Origin of the sequence: Phascolarctobacterium sp. ET69 (assembly GCF_023336935.1) — a bacterium.
GTDB lineage: Bacteria > Bacillota > Negativicutes > Acidaminococcales > Acidaminococcaceae > Fusicatenibacter_A > Fusicatenibacter_A intestinipullorum.
The window spans coordinates 184347-200734 of the sequence record NZ_JAMBLR010000002.1; the positions used below are offsets into that span (position 1 = coordinate 184347).

At 44.5% G+C, this 16388-nt stretch carries 15 protein-coding genes; 8 read left to right on the plus strand and 7 right to left on the minus strand.

All coding sequences use genetic code 11. The features are described 5' to 3' along the window. Positions 1–24: 24 nt before the first annotated feature. The 3 genes from M3079_RS03705 to M3079_RS03715 all read left to right on the plus strand — a co-directional run bounded on the left by M3079_RS03705 (position 25) and on the right by M3079_RS03715 (position 3655). Complete coding sequence (locus M3079_RS03705; RefSeq protein WP_249077300.1) at positions 25–1239, plus strand: HD domain-containing protein; 1215 nt, start codon at positions 25–27, stop codon at positions 1237–1239. A 209-nt stretch (positions 1240–1448) separates the two neighbouring features. Further along, positions 1449–2633: a Glu/Leu/Phe/Val dehydrogenase gene (locus M3079_RS03710; RefSeq protein ID WP_349293336.1), complete on the plus strand. Its 1185-nt coding sequence runs from the start codon at positions 1449–1451 to the stop codon at positions 2631–2633. 101 nt (positions 2634–2734) lie between these two features. Then, positions 2735–3655, plus strand: a complete 921-nt coding sequence (locus M3079_RS03715) for a carbon-nitrogen hydrolase family protein (protein ID WP_249077302.1) — start codon at positions 2735–2737, stop codon at positions 3653–3655. Between the two features lie 65 nt (positions 3656–3720). On the opposite strand, the gene M3079_RS03720 is transcribed toward M3079_RS03715, so the two are convergent. After that, entirely contained in the window at positions 3721–4200 is a 480-nt protein-coding gene (locus M3079_RS03720; protein WP_249077303.1) for a YjiG family protein, read from the minus strand. After that, positions 4193–4870 (minus strand): nucleoside recognition domain-containing protein, encoded by a 678-nt coding sequence (locus M3079_RS03725; RefSeq protein ID WP_021716097.1) that lies wholly within the window; start codon positions 4868–4870, stop codon positions 4193–4195. Before M3079_RS03725 ends, M3079_RS03720 begins: the two co-directional genes overlap by 8 nt. Before the next feature lie 214 nt (positions 4871–5084). Between M3079_RS03725 and M3079_RS03730 the strand changes: the two genes are divergently transcribed. Next, the gene (locus M3079_RS03730) at positions 5085–6188 is read left to right on the plus strand and encodes an amidohydrolase (RefSeq protein WP_249077304.1); all 1104 of its coding nucleotides are present in this window, start codon (positions 5085–5087) and stop codon (positions 6186–6188) included. A gap of 125 nt (positions 6189–6313) precedes the next feature. On the opposite strand, the gene M3079_RS03735 is transcribed toward M3079_RS03730, so the two are convergent. Together M3079_RS03735 and M3079_RS03740 are read right to left on the minus strand one after the other, a co-directional pair. After that, positions 6314–7504 (minus strand): M20 family metallopeptidase, encoded by a 1191-nt coding sequence (locus tag M3079_RS03735; RefSeq protein ID WP_249077306.1) that lies wholly within the window; start codon positions 7502–7504, stop codon positions 6314–6316. A 74-nt stretch (positions 7505–7578) separates the two neighbouring features. Beyond that, positions 7579–8301 carry a GntR family transcriptional regulator gene (locus M3079_RS03740; RefSeq protein ID WP_249077307.1) on the minus strand — a complete coding sequence of 241 codons (723 nt, stop codon included), beginning with the start codon at positions 8299–8301 and terminating at the stop codon, positions 7579–7581. A 134-nt stretch (positions 8302–8435) separates the two neighbouring features. On the opposite strand from M3079_RS03740, the gene M3079_RS03745 reads away from it, so the two are divergent. Beyond that, positions 8436–9221 (plus strand): creatininase family protein, encoded by a 786-nt coding sequence (locus M3079_RS03745; RefSeq protein WP_021716101.1) that lies wholly within the window; start codon positions 8436–8438, stop codon positions 9219–9221. 39 nt (positions 9222–9260) lie between these two features. After that, the gene (locus tag M3079_RS03750) at positions 9261–10550 is read left to right on the plus strand and encodes a citrate:proton symporter (RefSeq protein WP_249077308.1); all 1290 of its coding nucleotides are present in this window, start codon (positions 9261–9263) and stop codon (positions 10548–10550) included. An 80-nt stretch (positions 10551–10630) separates the two neighbouring features. Here M3079_RS03750 and M3079_RS03755 read toward each other — a convergent pair whose 3' ends face one another. The 3 genes from M3079_RS03755 to M3079_RS03765 form a co-directional block, all read right to left on the minus strand. Next, entirely contained in the window at positions 10631–11530 is a 900-nt protein-coding gene (locus M3079_RS03755; RefSeq protein ID WP_249077309.1) for a DMT family transporter, read from the minus strand. A 157-nt stretch (positions 11531–11687) separates the two neighbouring features. After that, on the minus strand, positions 11688–12257 hold the full coding sequence (locus M3079_RS03760; RefSeq protein WP_249077310.1) for a zinc ribbon domain-containing protein: 570 nt from the start codon (positions 12255–12257) through the stop codon (positions 11688–11690). A 60-nt stretch (positions 12258–12317) separates the two neighbouring features. Further along, positions 12318–13208, minus strand: a complete 891-nt coding sequence (locus M3079_RS03765; protein WP_249077311.1) for an HlyD family secretion protein — start codon at positions 13206–13208, stop codon at positions 12318–12320. A 360-nt stretch (positions 13209–13568) separates the two neighbouring features. Here M3079_RS03765 and M3079_RS03770 point away from each other — a divergent pair, with 360 nt between their 5' ends. Both M3079_RS03770 and M3079_RS03775 read left to right on the plus strand, forming a co-directional pair. Next, entirely contained in the window at positions 13569–14261 is a 693-nt protein-coding gene (locus tag M3079_RS03770) for an NlpC/P60 family protein (protein ID WP_249077312.1), read from the plus strand. 22 nt (positions 14262–14283) lie between these two features. Next, positions 14284–16173, plus strand: a complete 1890-nt coding sequence (locus M3079_RS03775) for a sigma 54-interacting transcriptional regulator (protein ID WP_249077313.1) — start codon at positions 14284–14286, stop codon at positions 16171–16173. Positions 16174–16388: the final 215 nt, after the last annotated feature.

Here is a 16388-nt window from a genome sequence, read left to right on the forward strand (position 1 = left end):
GCGTATTTTTTGCGGGGTGAAAAAATGCTGAGTAAAAAGTTTATAGAGTTTTTGTTTGAAGGTGCGCATATACAGCGGTGGAACGACCATATCCGCCCCAACGGCTTTACGGAACTGGACAAACAGGCGCATAAAATGATGATTTTGTATATTCTTGCCAAATATGAGGAGCAGGACCACGGCGCGAAATTAAACTGGCGCGTGCTTATTGAAGGCGGTATTTTTGAATTTATGCACCGCATTATTTTAACGGACATCAAGCCGCCTATTTACCACGAGCTGATGCGTGTGCACGGGCGCAAGCTGAACGCCTGGATTTACAGCCAGCTTGAACGCCGCGTGCCGGAACTGGATGAAGTGTTTTTCGATAAACTTAAACGCTGGTTTGATTATCCGGAAGAAAACCGGCTGGAGAAAAAACTTTTGCGGGCGGCACACTATCTTGCCACGCAGTGGGAATTTGGCATTATTTACCATTTTAACCAGGCAATTTACGGCATTGATGCCACTAAAGCTGCCATTGAAAGCAACATTGAGGACCATTACGATTTGGCCGGCGTTCAGAAAATATCGCTGAAAGGCAAAACCAGCAAATTTATTGACCTTGTAGGGCAGCTGCGCTTTCAAAAACGCTGGGCGCAGTCGCCGCGCGTGCCGGAAACTTCCGTTATGGGGCATGTGCTGATAGTTGCCATTTTGGGTTATTTCTGCGCTGTGGAAATGAACGCTTGTGATGAGCGCGTGGTTAACGACTTTTTGTGCGGCCTGTTCCATGATTTGCCGGAGGTACTGACACGCGATATTATTTCGCCGGTTAAAACTTCTGTAGAAGGGCTTGATGATTTAATTAAGGATATTGAAAAGCGCCAGGTTGCCGAAAAACTGCTGCCGCTGCTGCCGTGGGGCTGGCATGAGGAAATTATTTACTTTACGCAGAATGAGTTTACCAACCGCGTAATGCTTGACGGTGTTCCCACCGAGGTGAGCGAAGAAGAATTGAACAGCAAATATAATGTTGACGGGCATGGCTATAAAGCGGTGGACGGCAGAATGTTAAAAGGCTGCGACCATCTGGCAGCTTTTGTTGAAGCCTATCTTTCAACGGAATACGGCATAACAAGCAAGCATCTGCTTAACGGCATGGCCGATTTGCGTGAAAAGTATAAAAATAAAACCGTTGCCGGCATTAATTTTGGCGCAGTTTATGATGAATTTCCTGAGCTTAAAACCAATTTGTAAATTGAATGCAAGTTTATGAAAATTCAGTTTATTGCAAAAAGAAGTGGACACTTGTATTTGCAAGAGTTATAATGAAGCTGAAAGCAGCTCTTTAGATATGCAATTATCTTGGACTGTACAATATATTATATTTAAGTTTTTTAAAGGAGGCATGGATTATGAATTTATTTGAAATGGCGCAGATTCCGCTGAACAAAGCTATTGAGGTTATGAAACTTGACCCGAATGCGGCGGCAATTATTGCCTGCCCGGAAAGAACTCTGGAAGTTTCCATTCCTGTAAAAATGGATGACGGCACTACCAAAGTATTTACCGGTTACCGCAGCCAGCACAGCACAATTATGGGTCCGGCCAAAGGCGGCATCCGTTATCATCAGAGCGTTAACATGGACGAAGTAAAAACTCTGGCTTTCTGGATGACCTGCAAATGCGCAGTTGCCAATCTGCCTTACGGCGGCGGCAAAGGCGGCATTATTGTTGACCCGTCCAAACTTTCGCAGGCAGAACTTGAACGTTTGACCCGCGGCTACATTGACAGAATCGCTCCCATTATCGGCGAAAAAATGGATATTCCTGCCCCTGATATGAATACCAACGCTCAGATTATGGGCTGGATGATGGATGAATACAGCAAGCTGAAAGGCCAGTATGAACCGGGATTCATTACCGGCAAACCGATTTGCATCGGCGGCTCTTTGGGCCGTACCGCAGCTACCGGCCGCGGCGTAATGGTTGCAGCAGGCGAAGCAATTAAAGCCATGGGCATTAAACCCGAAGAAGCAACCTGCGCAGTACAGGGCTTCGGCAACGTAGGCAGCTGGACTGCTAAACTGATTCACGACCTTGGCGTTAAAATTGTGGCTTTAAGCGATGTTTACGGCGCTATTATGAATGAAGACGGACTTGACCCGTACGAAGTTGAAAAACACGTACAGGCAACCGGCAGCGTAGTAAACTTCCCGGGCAGCAAAGCAATCAGCAACGCCGACCTTCTGGCAATGGAAGTTACCGTGCTTGCTCCGTGCGCAATGGAACTTCAGATTACAAAAGACAATGCGGCTGATGTTAAGGCAAAAATTATCGTTGAAGGCGCTAATGGCCCGACAACTCCGGAAGCTGACGAAATCCTTGATAAGAATGGCATTCTGGTTGTGCCGGATATTCTCGCCAACGGCGGCGGCGTAACCGTAAGCTACTTTGAATGGGTTCAGTGCCTGTACCGTTACTTCTGGACTGAAGAAGAAGTTATTGATAAACAGACCCAGTTGATGATTGGCGCGTTTAAACAGGTATATGACACCGCTAAAAAATACGAAGTTAACATGCGTACCGCAGCTTATATCGTAGCCCTTAACCGTCTGGACGAAGCTATGAAATTCCGCGGCGCATATTAATAAGCGTTTTAAACTTCATTAAAATTTAATTGATTAATGGCAGTATTAAACCCCGGCAGCCGTTACTGCCGGGGTTTTGTGTGAATGCAGAGGGAGGATTTATGAAAGATTGGCAAAAGAGCTGCAAGATTGCTGTGGTACAGGCTGCTCCTGTATTGTTTGATAAAAAAGCCTGTGTGGAAAAGGCAGTGGCACTCATTAAAGAATGTGCTGAAAACAAGGCTGAATTAATTGTATTTCCGGAATTGTTTATACCGGGATATCCTTACGGAATGACTTTTGGTTTTACTGTTGGCAGCAGAAATGAAGCGGGGCGTAAAGATTGGCTGCGGTATTATGAAAACAGCATTGTTGTACCTGGACCTGAAACGGCGCTTTTGGCAAAAGCGGCAAAAGACGCAGGTGCCTGGCTCAGTATTGGCGTATCTGAACGTGATGCCGTAACGGCAACGCTGTATAATACTAATTTGTTCTTTTCACCGGAAGGTGAAATTATTGTACACCGCAAATTAAAACCTACCGGTTCGGAACGCGTGGTATGGGGTGATGCCGACAAAAACTATTTCCCGGTTGCCGAAACGCCGTGGGGGCCAATGGGCAGTATGATTTGCTGGGAAAGCTATATGCCGCTGGCAAGGGCTGCGCTTTATCAAAAAGGCATTACTCTGTATATTTCGCCAAATACCAATGATAATGATGAATGGCAAAGCACAATTAAGCATATAGCTATTGAAGGCCACTGCTATTTTATAAACTGCGATATGTATTTTACACGTGATACTTACCCGGCAGATTTGCAGGCGCAGGATGAAATTGCTAAACTGCCTGAAAAAGTGTGCCGCGGCGGCAGCTGCATTGTTGACCCTTATGGGCATTACCTGACAGAACCGGTATGGGACAAAGAAGCTGTTATTTATGCCGAGCTTGATATGAGCAAAGTGGCTGCAAGCCGTATGGAATTTGATGTATGCGGCCATTATGCAAGGCCTGATGTTTTAAAACTGGTTGTTGAAGATAAATAAAACCAAAATACCTTCCGCCGCGTTTGGCAGAAGGTATTTTTGCTTTATACCGTATTATTAAATTATCAAGCAAAGAATAAATTCATGATAATCATAGCGCAGAGTGCGTTGAGAAGGCTGGCAAGCATTAAAAGCGGCCAGTATTTTTTTGGTACATCGGCTACGCCTAAAAGCCTGCCCATATATTGCAGTTGTGCCCCAAGCAAAAAGAAGCAGGGCATCAGAATCGTAATGTGGCGTGAGTCAAGCATGCCGTTTGCTGCCATGTTAGCTGCAAGCCCTACAGAAGCAGAACTGGAAAGCCAAGCAGTAAGCACTACCGTAACGGCTTCGCCTGGCAGTCCAAACAGTGTCATTGCCGGTCCGAAGACATTGCCTAAAAAACTCATAACACCAAGCAAATTGAGTATTTCTGCAACGGCATAAGCCATTAAGATGTTAGGTACAAGATTGTTGATTGCTATATTAAAACCCTTGCGGGCACCGATAACGAAAATATCAAACGGATTGCCGGATACGTTTTTTGCTTGAACGCCGTTACTCATTTTTAAAATCCTCCTTGTAAACAGTATTTAAAACAAAGCGCACAAACATGGCGCCGACAAATTTAAAAACAAACATCAGTAAAAAAGGTACAAGCAGCGGCACGGTTAAATAAGAAAACAGAGCAGAACCGATAGCAAAATAGTTGTTGATAAGTCCTGCACCGGAATATTGCCATGAGCCGATGATTGTAAGCTCTTTTTTTGTTATCAGGTCCTGGTCGTATAGTTCTTTGGTTAATGCCGCACCGGCATCTGTGCTTTGCAGGTCGGTAATCAGTGCTAGCCCGGTTAAACCCGGTACGCCGAGCAATGGTCGCAGCAATGGTGTTAAAAGTTTGTGGGCAGCTTTAATAGCTCCGTAGTGCGATAAAACTTCAAGACAGCCGATTGCCAGCATTACGCTTGGCACAAGTGACAGCGCAAACATAAAACCGCCGCGTGCACCCAGCCCGCCGGTGCCGACAAATGTATCCTTGCCAAGCGTTTTAACGGTGCCGAATTTGCCTATCAGTGTACTGAAGTCAAATGCGCTGAGCCATTTCATACCGTCAAAGCCGGTCATTATTCCGGAAAAGAATAAAATTGCAGCGGCTAAGGAAATAAAAGCCTTTGGCCCTACACGCCATTCTTCGGAATCAAAGTTAGTGAGTTTTTTCTCATTTTTCTCCATAATACCCTCCTATCAAACAACAAAAACAAATAATGCAACAAATTTGTCTTTATTATATTGACAAAAATGCGCAATGTCAAGACGAAGTTGAAAATTTATTTTTAGAATTTTTAAAATAAATTTTAGTGTTGCTATTTAAAAAACGATGTGTTATAATTTTTTCAAATTTTGGTAAAATAATTGTTGTTGGTTGTTGTTTTTAGAGGAGGATAATATGGCTATTTTAAATGTAAAAGATATTTTTCATGATTTACACCAAATTCCGGAAATAGGCTTTCAAGAATTTAAAACTTCTGCTTATCTTGCAGATAAATTAAGAGAACTTGGTTACAAAGTTACAACGAATGTTGGCGGAACCGGCGTTGTAGGTGTAGTAAAGGGTGCGGAACCAGGACCAGTAATGCTTTTGCGTGCAGATATGGATGCGCTGCCGTTTGTTATTAACGGCGAGCATAAAGCAATACACGCCTGTGGGCATGATGCGCACTGCTCTATGGTTTTGGCAGCGGCTTCTAACTTAAAAGATAAAATAAAAAAAGGAACTTTAAAAATTTTGTTTCAACAGGGCGAGGAAACTTTAAAAGGCGCGCTGGCTGTAATTGACGCTGGTGTGCTAGAAGACGTCGATATTGCTGTCGGGCTGCATATCCGTCCAGTGCAGGATTTGCCGTTTGGCAAATTATCGCCTGCTGTAAGGCATGCTTCAAGCACCTTTGCCAAAGTAAAAATTACAGGGCAAAGCTGTCACGGTTCGCGCCCGCATTTGGGTGTTAACGCTGTTGAAGCAGCAGCGGCGGTTATCAATGCGGCGTCTGGGGTTAGAATTAATCCGGTAATTTCCTGGTCTTGCAAAGCTACAGCCGTTAATGGTGGCGGCAATGCGTATAATATTATTCCAGACCATGCGGAGATAACTTTTGACGTGCGCTGCCAGGAAAATGAAGGTATGACAGAATTGCTTGGCAAACTGCAGAAAGCTGCAGAAAATGTTGCCGCTGCTTACGGGGCAACGGCAGAATTTAGCTTACCGGGCGGAGTTATTCCAGCAGCAGTGCTTGATAAAGAGCTTACTGCCGAAGTTGCAGAGTGCATTAAAGAAGTCGTGGGTGAAGAAAATCTCGGCGAAGAACTTGTAAATCCCGGCGGTGAAGATTTCCATTACTTTGCTAAAACATATCCTAAATTAAAATCGGCTTATTTTGGCGTCGGCGTTGCTGCCGAACCTGGGCTGCACGACCCTAATATGCATTTTAATATCGATGGTTTACAGGCTGGCGTGGAAGTTTTGGAAAAAATTACACTGAAAAAGCTTGGGTGATTGCAGGTTGCTAACGGTATATTTTAAATAAAATAATTGACTTAGATATAAAAAATCCACCTGTTATGGAAGGTTTAAAGATTGCTTAACCTTTGAGTCCAAACAGGTGGATTTTGTTTTTTATCTTACTCCAGCATAGAAAAATCCGAGCCGGTAAACAGGAAAACAATGCCGCAGAATGTTACAGCCCCGGCTGAAATAGCGTCCTCGCTGAAAAGCAGCTTTCCGTTATGCAGGGCAAGATGCGAGTTTGGGTCTGCCATGCCAGTGCCGATACGGAAAAATGCCCCCGGTTTTTTAGCAAGATAGAAGGAAAAATCTTCCGAACCCATAGACGCGGAGGGGAGAATACTTACTTTATCGTTGCCTAAAAGTTTTGCAGCGGAAGTTTCTATCATACCTACAAGATTATCTGCTCCTATAACAGGCCCGCAGCCGGGTATAATTTCCGTTTCGGCGTGTACGCGCAGTGCCAGCGCCGTGCCGTCGGCAATGCGTTTAATGCTTTCGTGTATTTGCCTGCGTGTTTCCGGCACCAGATAGCGCATGGAACCTTCAAGCACTACTTCTGAAGGAATGATATTGGCTGCAGTGCCTGCCGTCATTTTGCCTACGGTAATAACAGCGGAATCGAGCGGATTAAGTTCGCGCGAAACTATGGTTTGAAGCTGAGTAATCATATAAGCAGCTGCAGCAATCGGGTCCGGTGTTTTATGCGGGTGCGCTGCATGGCCGCCGGGAGCGGTAATTGTAATTTTAAAACTGTCGGAACCGGCCATCATCGGGCCGTATTTAATGCCGATTGAACCGCCGGGAACATCCGGCCAGGTATGTACGCCGAAAACAGCGTCAACATCATCTAAAAATCCGTTGTTAATAATGGTTTCAGAACCGCCGAGTTTTTCTTCCGCCGGCTGGAAAAAGAATTTTACTGTACCGTGCAGGTGCTGGCGGTATTTGCTCAAAAGCCGGGCTGCCGCAAGCAGTGAAGTCATATGCAAATCGTGTCCGCAGGCATGGCAGCATCCTTCGTTTACGGATGCAAATTCCAACCCTGTATTTTCCTTAACCGGCAGCGCGTCGATATCGGCCCTTAATGCGATTGTTTTTCCGGGCATTGCACCATGTAAAACGCCGACAGCACCGGTAAAACCTTTGTTGTCATAAACTTCGATACCGTATTTATTTAATTCGTCTTTTATGAATTTTGTGGTATTTTCTTCCTGAAAGCTTAATTCCGGATGCTGGTGCAGGTAGCGCCTGATTTTTATATATTCAGGTTCAAGTTCCTGCATCATTTTTTGAATGGCTGACATATTATTACCTCCCAACAAAAGATTATAATATTATGATATTCAATCTCACAAAAATACTAATTGATAAGATTTGCTTATAATTCTCCGGCGCTGTACTGCACGCGGTAATCCCAAACATCGGAATTTACATAATATTCGCCGAAAATAATCGGTTCGTAGTTTTCGTTAAGCTCTTTGCGGACGATTTTTAAAAGCGGAAAGCCGAACGGAACGGAAAAGAGATTGCCAAGTTCTTTATCGGCAGCCACTGCTTTAACGCGTTCCTGTACATAAGCAGTTTTTAAGCCGTGTTTTGATAAAAAGCTGCGTATGGATTTTATTTCACCGGCAGCAATTACTTCTTCCGGTTCCGGTTTTTCAAAATAATGGTTAAGGAAAAATAACGGTTTTCCATCGACATAACGAACGCGGGCAACGTATGTAAAAAGTTTTGCCGGGTCGGTTTTAAATACGCTGCATTGCTGTTCGTCCATCGCTTTTTTGCAGCATTTTAATGTTTGGCAGTGTACGGAATCACTATCTACCTTTTTGTCTATAAAGTGTACGCCAAAACCGCTCATTAAAAGCATATTTTCCCATGGTAAAGAGCTGGAAACAAAAGTGCCTTTGCCTGGCATGCGTACAATAAGCTGCTCGCTTTCCAGTTTTCCTAATGCCTGGCGTATGGGAGAGAGGCTGGTGCTATAACGCTCTGCCAGCGCGCTTTCGGTAGGCAGCTGTTCGCCCGGTTTATAAAAATGGCTGCGTATTTTGTTGTATAAATCCTGATAAATTTTAAAATTAAGTGTTTGTCTCATTATCAAGTTCCCTTTATTATTGATACTTTAATAATACCACATTGCCTGCACAGTTGCCAAAAGGTTTTCTTGCTTTTTTCAGAAAATTATAATATTATAATATTATAATAAATTGATAAAAGGGAGTGGAGAATATGGAAAAACATGCTTTGTATCATATGACCTGGAAAGAAATCGAAGAAGTATTTAAAAATGACCCGGTTGTTATTATTCCTATGGGTTCTACCGAACAGCAGGGAATACATTCTTTAACCGGCGATTATCTGGCTGCTGAAGCTATTGCCAAACGTGTAGCGGAAAAAGCCGGTGCTTATTACGTCCCTGTTATTCCGTTTGGCTGCAGTGAATATTTCCGCTGTTTCCCGGGTACAATATCGCTCCGCCCTTCCACGGTAGAAGCCGTTATTACAGATGTTGTGGAAAGCCTTACCGAGCACGGTATTACAAAAATCTTTTTCATTAACGGCCATGCTGGAAATACACCCACTATTGAAGATGTGGCAAGAAAATTACGCCGCGAAAAGGGAATTGTATGTTTTTCGATAGATTTATGGCAGGGCTTAACTCCTGAAGCAAAAAAAGAAATTTATGGTGAAGGCCCTGATTCTTCCGGCCATGGCGGAGATCCTCTGACATCGGTAATGCTTTATTTATATCCGGAAGATATGCGTATGGATTTGCTTAATCCGGTTGAAAACATTAAAGAGTATAAAGGCGTTCCTGTAAACGGCCTTAAAAAGGGTATGGTTAAAGGTGTTCCGTTCAATCTTTATATGGATATGATTGACGTTACCAAGCAGGGTGTAATGGGTAATCCGTTTGCATCCAGCGCAGAACGCGGAGAAAAAATAGTTAACCATTTGGTTGATGCGTGCTGTGAGATGGTAAAAATTATAAAAGAAAACGATACCCATATTTAATTGTTGATTTATTTGGTTTTATAACGGGGAGGTAGAATTATGATAGCTGTTTTAGGCTTTGCTACCATTATCATATTTTTGTATGTTACAATGACCAAAAAATTGTCAATTCAGTCGGCGCTGATTGGCATACCTGTTATTGCAGCAATAATTGGCGGTTTTGGTTTTGATATAGGCAAAATGATGATTGCCGGTGTAATTAAGGTTACTCCTTCGGCAATGATACCTATTTTTGCTGTAATTTATTTCGGCATTATGATTGATGCAGGGTTATTTGATCCCATGGTCAACAGAATTTTAAAACTTGTAAAGGGCGACCCTGTAAAGATTACAATTGGTGCGGCGGTTCTGGCTATGCTTGTTTCGCTGGACGGCGACGGTACGACTACTTTTATTATTTCCGTTTCTGCCATGCTGCCGATTACCACTAAATTAAAAATGAATCCTCTTATTTTGCCGTTTGCAGTAGGTATGGCGGCAGGCGTTATGAATCCGCTTCCGTGGAGCGGGCCGACAACGCGTGTTATGGCGGTTTTGCATGCTGATTCTTCTGCAATTTTTACTCCGATTGTACCTGCCATGGCTGTTGGCATTGCCTGGGTATTGTTTGCCTGCTACTATGTTGGAAAAAAGGAACGCAAAAGACTCGGAGTTATGCATATTGACGAGCATACTTTTGATGGCCTCGGCGAAGACCAGAGTGCCAAAAGGCCGCAGCTTTTCTGGTTTAACTGCATTTTGACTGTTTTGATGATTGTGGTACTGCTGATGGATATTATGCCGATGGCGACTATTTTTATGATAGGTTTTGCATTGGCAATTACGGTAAACTATCCTAATCTTGAAGAACAGACAAAACGTTTGAAAGCATATGCCGGTGAAGTTTTGATGATAGTAACTTTAATTTTCTCGGCAGGGTGTTTTACCGGTATTCTTTCCGAAACCAAAATGATTACGGAAATGGCTAAGACTCTTGTTTCGTTAATTCCTGAACATATGGGCAGCCTGCTGCCGCTTTCCGTAGCAGTAACGAGTATGCCTTTAAGCCTTGTATTTCCTACGGATGCTTATTACTTCGGTGTGCTGCCGGTTATTTATGAAATGGCAGCTTCTCTTGGCATCGATCCGGTGCAAATCGGCCGTGCAGCTGTGCTTGGGCAGATGACGGTAGGTTTCCCGGTAAGCCCGCTGGCAGCGGCAACATTGGTTTTAATCAGCGTATCGCGTGTTAATTTAATTGACCACCAGAAATTTATGTTCTTCTGGGCTTTTGGCACTACGCTGATTATGACAGTTGTATGCTACCTTACCGGTGCGCTGACGTTTTGAATTTATAGCTGAAAACTTTATGGAGAAATAAAAAAGCTGGCGTTAACTTAACGTCAGCTTTTGTGTGTTTATGATATGTTTTATTTTCTTTCGGGCATCTGCGCGAGCAGGATTGCGGCAAAAACGAGCACGCAGCCGCTGATTTCGCGCATGGAGAGCGTTTCGCCGAGGAACATCCACCCGGCGAGTACGGAAAAGACGGATTCCAGGCTCAGCAGGATAGAAGCAAGGATTACGTTAACATATTTTTGCCCGGCGATTTGCAGGGTATAGGCAATGCCGCAGCTCATAATTCCGGCGTGTGCCAGCGGCAGCCAGGCCGCGGTGATGGCGGAAAGCTCCGGCTGTTCGGCCCAGATTATAACCGGCAGGCTTAACATGCCGCAGACGAAAAACTGAATGGCTGACATTCGCACCGGGTCAACAAGCTGGGTAAAACGCTCAATGGCCATGATGTGCACGGCAAAAACTACGGCACAGGCAAGTACGATTAAATCTCCTTTGTTGATGGAAAAGCCTTCGTTAATGCAGATGAAATACATACCGGCAGCGGCAACGGCAACGGCAGTCCACTGCATAAAAGTTACATGTTTTTTTACAAGCAGCCCTAAAATCGGGATTATAACAATATACAGCGCCGTTATAAACCCGGCTTTGCCTGCGGATGTGTAAGCGATGCCGGTTTGCTGCAAAGTGCTGGCAATGGTTAAAAGCACGCCGCAGCAGAGACCGCCGGTAATAAGGTCGCCGCGCTTGTGGCTGTCATCAGTTCCCCAGAAGGAAAGCGGTTTGCCGGAAAGCCTGTCGATTACGGCAATGCAGGGAACAAGAAAAAATGCGCCTAAAAAAGAACGTATGCCGTTAAAACTAAACGGGCCGAGCAAATCGGCACCGACGCTTTGGGCAACAAAGGCCGTGCCCCAGATAAACGAACATAATAACAGCATAACAATGCCTTTAAAACTATTGGTTTGCTGCATGTTAAAACCCCTCGCTGCATAAAATTTTAAACAGATAATATAATTATAGCATTTCTGTGCCATAATGTTTTCTGAAAATAATATAAAAACTGCACCTGCAAAAGCCAGGTATCGCTTTTGAGGCGCAGTTAATAACGCTGTAAGTTTAAATATTTAGTTATTGTTTGTCAGCCGGTTTTGCTTCTTCGGCAGCTTCGGTTTCCGGTTTAGCTTCTTCCGGCTTTGTTTCTTCGGTAATAACTTCAACTTCTGCTTCCGCTTCGGTTTTATGTTCGGCACTTTCGGAAACTACTTCAGCTTCCACTGTTTTTGCAGTTTCAACTGGTTCCATTTTGCTGCCGCATTCGCTGCAGAATTTGGCGCTGATGCCTACGGCTGCACCACAGTTAGGGCAGGTGGTTTTGGGTTCGTCGCCGTTAAAGGCAGTTGCCTTAATGTTGGCAATTTTAAATTTCAAATCATCTATTGCGGCAAGGCTTGCTTTAATTGCTTCACATTCTTCTTTAAATTCATCGGGCAGGCAATCGCAGTTTTGTGATTTTTCCCAAACCATTTTGCCCATTTTTTTGTAGGTGCTTTCAATTTTGCTTTCTTCTTTCCCTACGAGGGAGGTTAATTTTTGGATCTCCAGAGCGGCTTCTGCTTTTTCACCGATGGTTTTGGTAATTTCTTCGGTTTTATTAGCCGCAATTTTAGCGAATTCGCCAATTTTATCAAGTAATGCCATAGTAAGATCCTCCTTTATGCTTTGTTAAGTTTATTATAACACAGAATTGTGAAATCGCCATTAATTTACGGCGCTTACGGTTACTTCGGTTCCTTCTTTTAAATCGAGCGAAGTGTTGTCGATATTTATTTCTGCAAGGCCGTTTTCTATTTTGGCAATGCTGCCGTTAAAGGTTTTATTTATGCCTTGGGCATGGGCGGTTACTTTTTGCCCCGTTTTAAGGCTTTGCGCCGCCTGTGCGGATATTTTGATGTTTACGCTGCAATTTTCCAAATCGCGGATGCTGAGGATTTTTTCTCCGGCAGCGGCGGTTTCGCCCGCATTATGGTATTTTTCTTCAACAATGCCGGTACAGGGGCTTTCGGTTTCCAGTGCCAGCTGTTTTTGCATAAGGGCGTTATATTGCTTCTTTAAAGTTTTAAGTTCTTCCTGTTTTTGGGCAATGGCTTCGGCTGATGCCTTAACAAGGCTGCCGGCATTTTGAGCGGCGTTTAAAGCTGCCAGTGCCGCTGATTTTTCGGCAGAAGCCGCTTCATACTGCCTGCGGGCAATGGCGCCTATTTTATAAAGTGATGCCATTTTTGCTTCTGTGGCGCTGGCCTGTTCGTATTGCTGCTGCGCTGCGGCAAGTGCTGCGCCGTTATTGGGGCTGCTTTGCCCGTTCTGCATTATTTTCAGTTCTGCTTCGGCGCGGGCTGCATTGGCGTCTGCCTGTTTTATTTCTTCCGCAAGCTGCTTGTCGTCTATGGCAAACAGGGGCTGCTCTTTGCCGATGCGGTCGCCTTTTTCTAGAATAAGCCCCAAAATCTGCCCTTCGGCAGGCGCCGTAATATCGTACACGGTAAAATAAACTGAGCCGCTGCCAAGTGCAGGGGCTTTGGTTTCGTTTTTGCAGGCAGCAGAAAACAGCATTATTAAAATTGTAAAAATAATAAATGTAAACCTTTTCATTTTAAACAAACCTCGTTTTTAGTGTAGCACAAACATAGTGGCGGTGCAATTTGCTGGAATGTAAATTTTTAAAGGCGCGGCATTTTGCCGGCTGTAAATTTTACAGATTTTTATACATATGCTGCTAAAAATATCAATCATTTTTAAAACGGCGGATAATTGATGGGCTGCGGATTATTTTTTACACTGAGAAAGCACAAAGTTGTTAAAAAAGATTTTTCAAAAACTGTTAAATGCGTTATAATATACTCGAAAAGTGTATTATAAGTTGCTTATTTGCAAAGCGTTTTTCCCGTTGTGTAATATTTTGAAAAATTTATTTTATTAAAAAGCCGTTTTAGGAATGAAGGGAGGACTGTTATGCGCAAAAAAAGCTGGCTGACAGTTATTTGCTGCCTTTTATTGGTGTGCCTGCTGCCGTCTCTGGCAATGGCCAAAAATAAAACCAAGGCGCCTGCCCGTGACTGGAAGTTGACGGTGGCGCAGCAAAAGCTGGAACTTTTAGGGTATGATGTTGACCGCAAGGACGGGCGTATCAGCAAAGATACAACCGAAGCCATTAAAAAATTTCAGAAGGAACATGGGCTGAAAAAAAGCGGCAAGCTTGATACCAAAACTTATAATAAAATTTCGTGGGAAGCCTTTAAAATGGAAGGCATAGCCGATGTACGCGGCAAAGATATTGTAAAAACTGCCGCCAAATACAAGGGCGTGCCTTATAAATTCGGCGGCACAACGCCGAAGGGGTTTGACTGCAGTGCTTATGTGCAGTATGTTTTCGGCAGGCATGATGCCAAGCTGCCGCGCACGGCCGATGCGCAGGTGCTGGACGGTATTTTTGTGCTGAAAAGCAAACTTAAACCTGGAGATTTGGTGTTCTTTTCCACATATGCCAGCGGCGCTTCGCATGTGGGGATTTATGCCGGCAGCGGCAAGTTCTGGAGCGCGTCCACTTCGCGCGGGGTGGTGCTTGATTCGCTTGATACCGGTTACTGGAAAGAACATTATTATGGGGCCCGCCGTGTTTTGATTGAAAACGGCGAAACGGCTTAAATATATTTAAGGGGGAGCTTTAATGATTCGCGAAAGGCGCAATAAGGAAAAACTGGCGTTATATTATAAAAAATTTATGGAAGAAGGCATTGTCGACCCCAACGTACATCCGTGGGTGGCAGAATCGTGGCAGCGCTGCCGCAAAATGAAACTGCCTCATGAAACAATGCCGAAAATCAACAAGCTGAGCCGCGAGGAAATCGTCGAGCATCAGCGCACGCATGAATTTATTGTAAAATATGTTGACGGGCTTTATGAGCAGAGCAAGCAGCATTTTAACATTCATAATTTAAGCATGCTGCTGATAGACGAGGATGGCTATGTTATTAAAAACTATGCCCTGCCGTTCTTTCAGCGCGTAATTGAAGATATTCAGGGCATGCGCGTGCTTGAAGAAGATGTTGGTACTTCCAGCATCAGCATTGCGCGTGAACATAATGTGCCGTTTTTAATGTTCGGACCGGAAATGTGGATTAAGGACAGCCATTCCGGCGATGCCTGCAGCGCACCGATTTGTGTTGACGGCAAAATCCGCTATATCATTTCGTTCTTCTCGCTGGACCAGAACGACTTGCCGTACGACCTTCTGCTTTCGCTGCTTTTAACAATGAAATATGCCATTGAGCAGCATTTGAAGATGCTTGAATACTGGAGTATCCAGAAAATGATGATGGAAGAACTGCCGGTTGCCGTTTACTGGATTGGGCAGGACGAGAAGCTGAAATACTGCAACAGCAATGCTAAAAAGCGCCTTGAAGGCAGGGAAAACCTTGAGGATATTTTCCTTAATTATGAGCATATTCCCATTAAAAAGGCTTTGCAGGGTACGCCTACGCACCGCCGCGAAATTACCTGGATTACGCAGGACCGCACTTATGAAGATATTACCACCGTTATGCCGGTAAAAGTTGGCAGCGAGGTTGAAAGCGCGCTGGTTATGAGCATGTCGATTGAAGACTTGAAAACGACCATTGCCCATGCAACGGGTTACAGCTCCCGCTACAGCCTGTACAGCATGGTTGGCGAAACGAGCGAGTTCCTTGCTTTGCAGCATAAGGCTTCGCGCATTGCCCGCAGCGACAACAATATTCTTTTGCAGGGCGAACCGGGCACCGGTAAGCAGCGCTTGGCACACGGCATTCATCAGGCCAGCCCGCGCGCAGCCGCACCGCTGATTGTTGTTAAATGTTCCAATGCGCCTATAAGCACGCTGGAAGAAGAATTTTTCGGCAGCGAGGACGGCGACCATCAGCCGACGGCAGGCAAGCTGGAGCTTTCCATGGGCGGCACGCTGTTTTTGGACGAAGTGGAGAAACTGCCGGTTGAAATGGGCGACAAACTGGCAGACGCTTTGAAAAACGGCCTTTTAAATAAAGAAACGGGCATGCGCAAAAAACTTAATGTGCGCGTAATTGCTGCCTGCGATTCCAACCTTAAACGCCTGGCAGACAAGGGCCTGTTCAGCCGTTCTTTGTATGAGCTGGTACTTGATACTACTATCCGCGTTCCGCCTCTGCGCGAGCGCAGCAAGGATATTGAAGTTATTGCAGCACATATTCTGGCGGAAATGTCGGCGCAGCATAATCTTTCCCCGAAACGCCTTTCACCGGAAGCATTGGAGCTTTTAAAGAGCTGCAGCTGGCCGGGCAATATCAAGCAGTTGCAGGGCGTTATTGAGCAGGCTTTCTTCCATACACCGGGAAGCATTATCGAAGCGGAAAATATCAAACTGCCCGGCGATAAAACTCTGGAAAAATCGTGGAAGTACGACAAAGACGCCTTTATTGCGGCTTGGAAATCCTCCGGCGGCAATATCAGCAAGCTGGCAGGCATGCTGGATGTCAGCCGCGTAACCTTGTACCGTTACCTTAAAAAATATGATTTGACTCCGAAAACAGGAAAAAATAATTAATAGCGGCGGCAGCCTGCGTTGAATTTTTATATCGGCGCAGCCTGCCGTTTGTTTTTAGGCATATCAGGCGGTAAATATAAGAGCGCCGTCAGCAAATGTTGCAATTATTTAAAAAGTGCGGCGGCCGTGCGTCTTTAACAGCATAGCACAATGTGTTATAATTATACTGTTATAGAATGTTTTAAATTAAATTTGTGAAAATATACCAGCAAGGA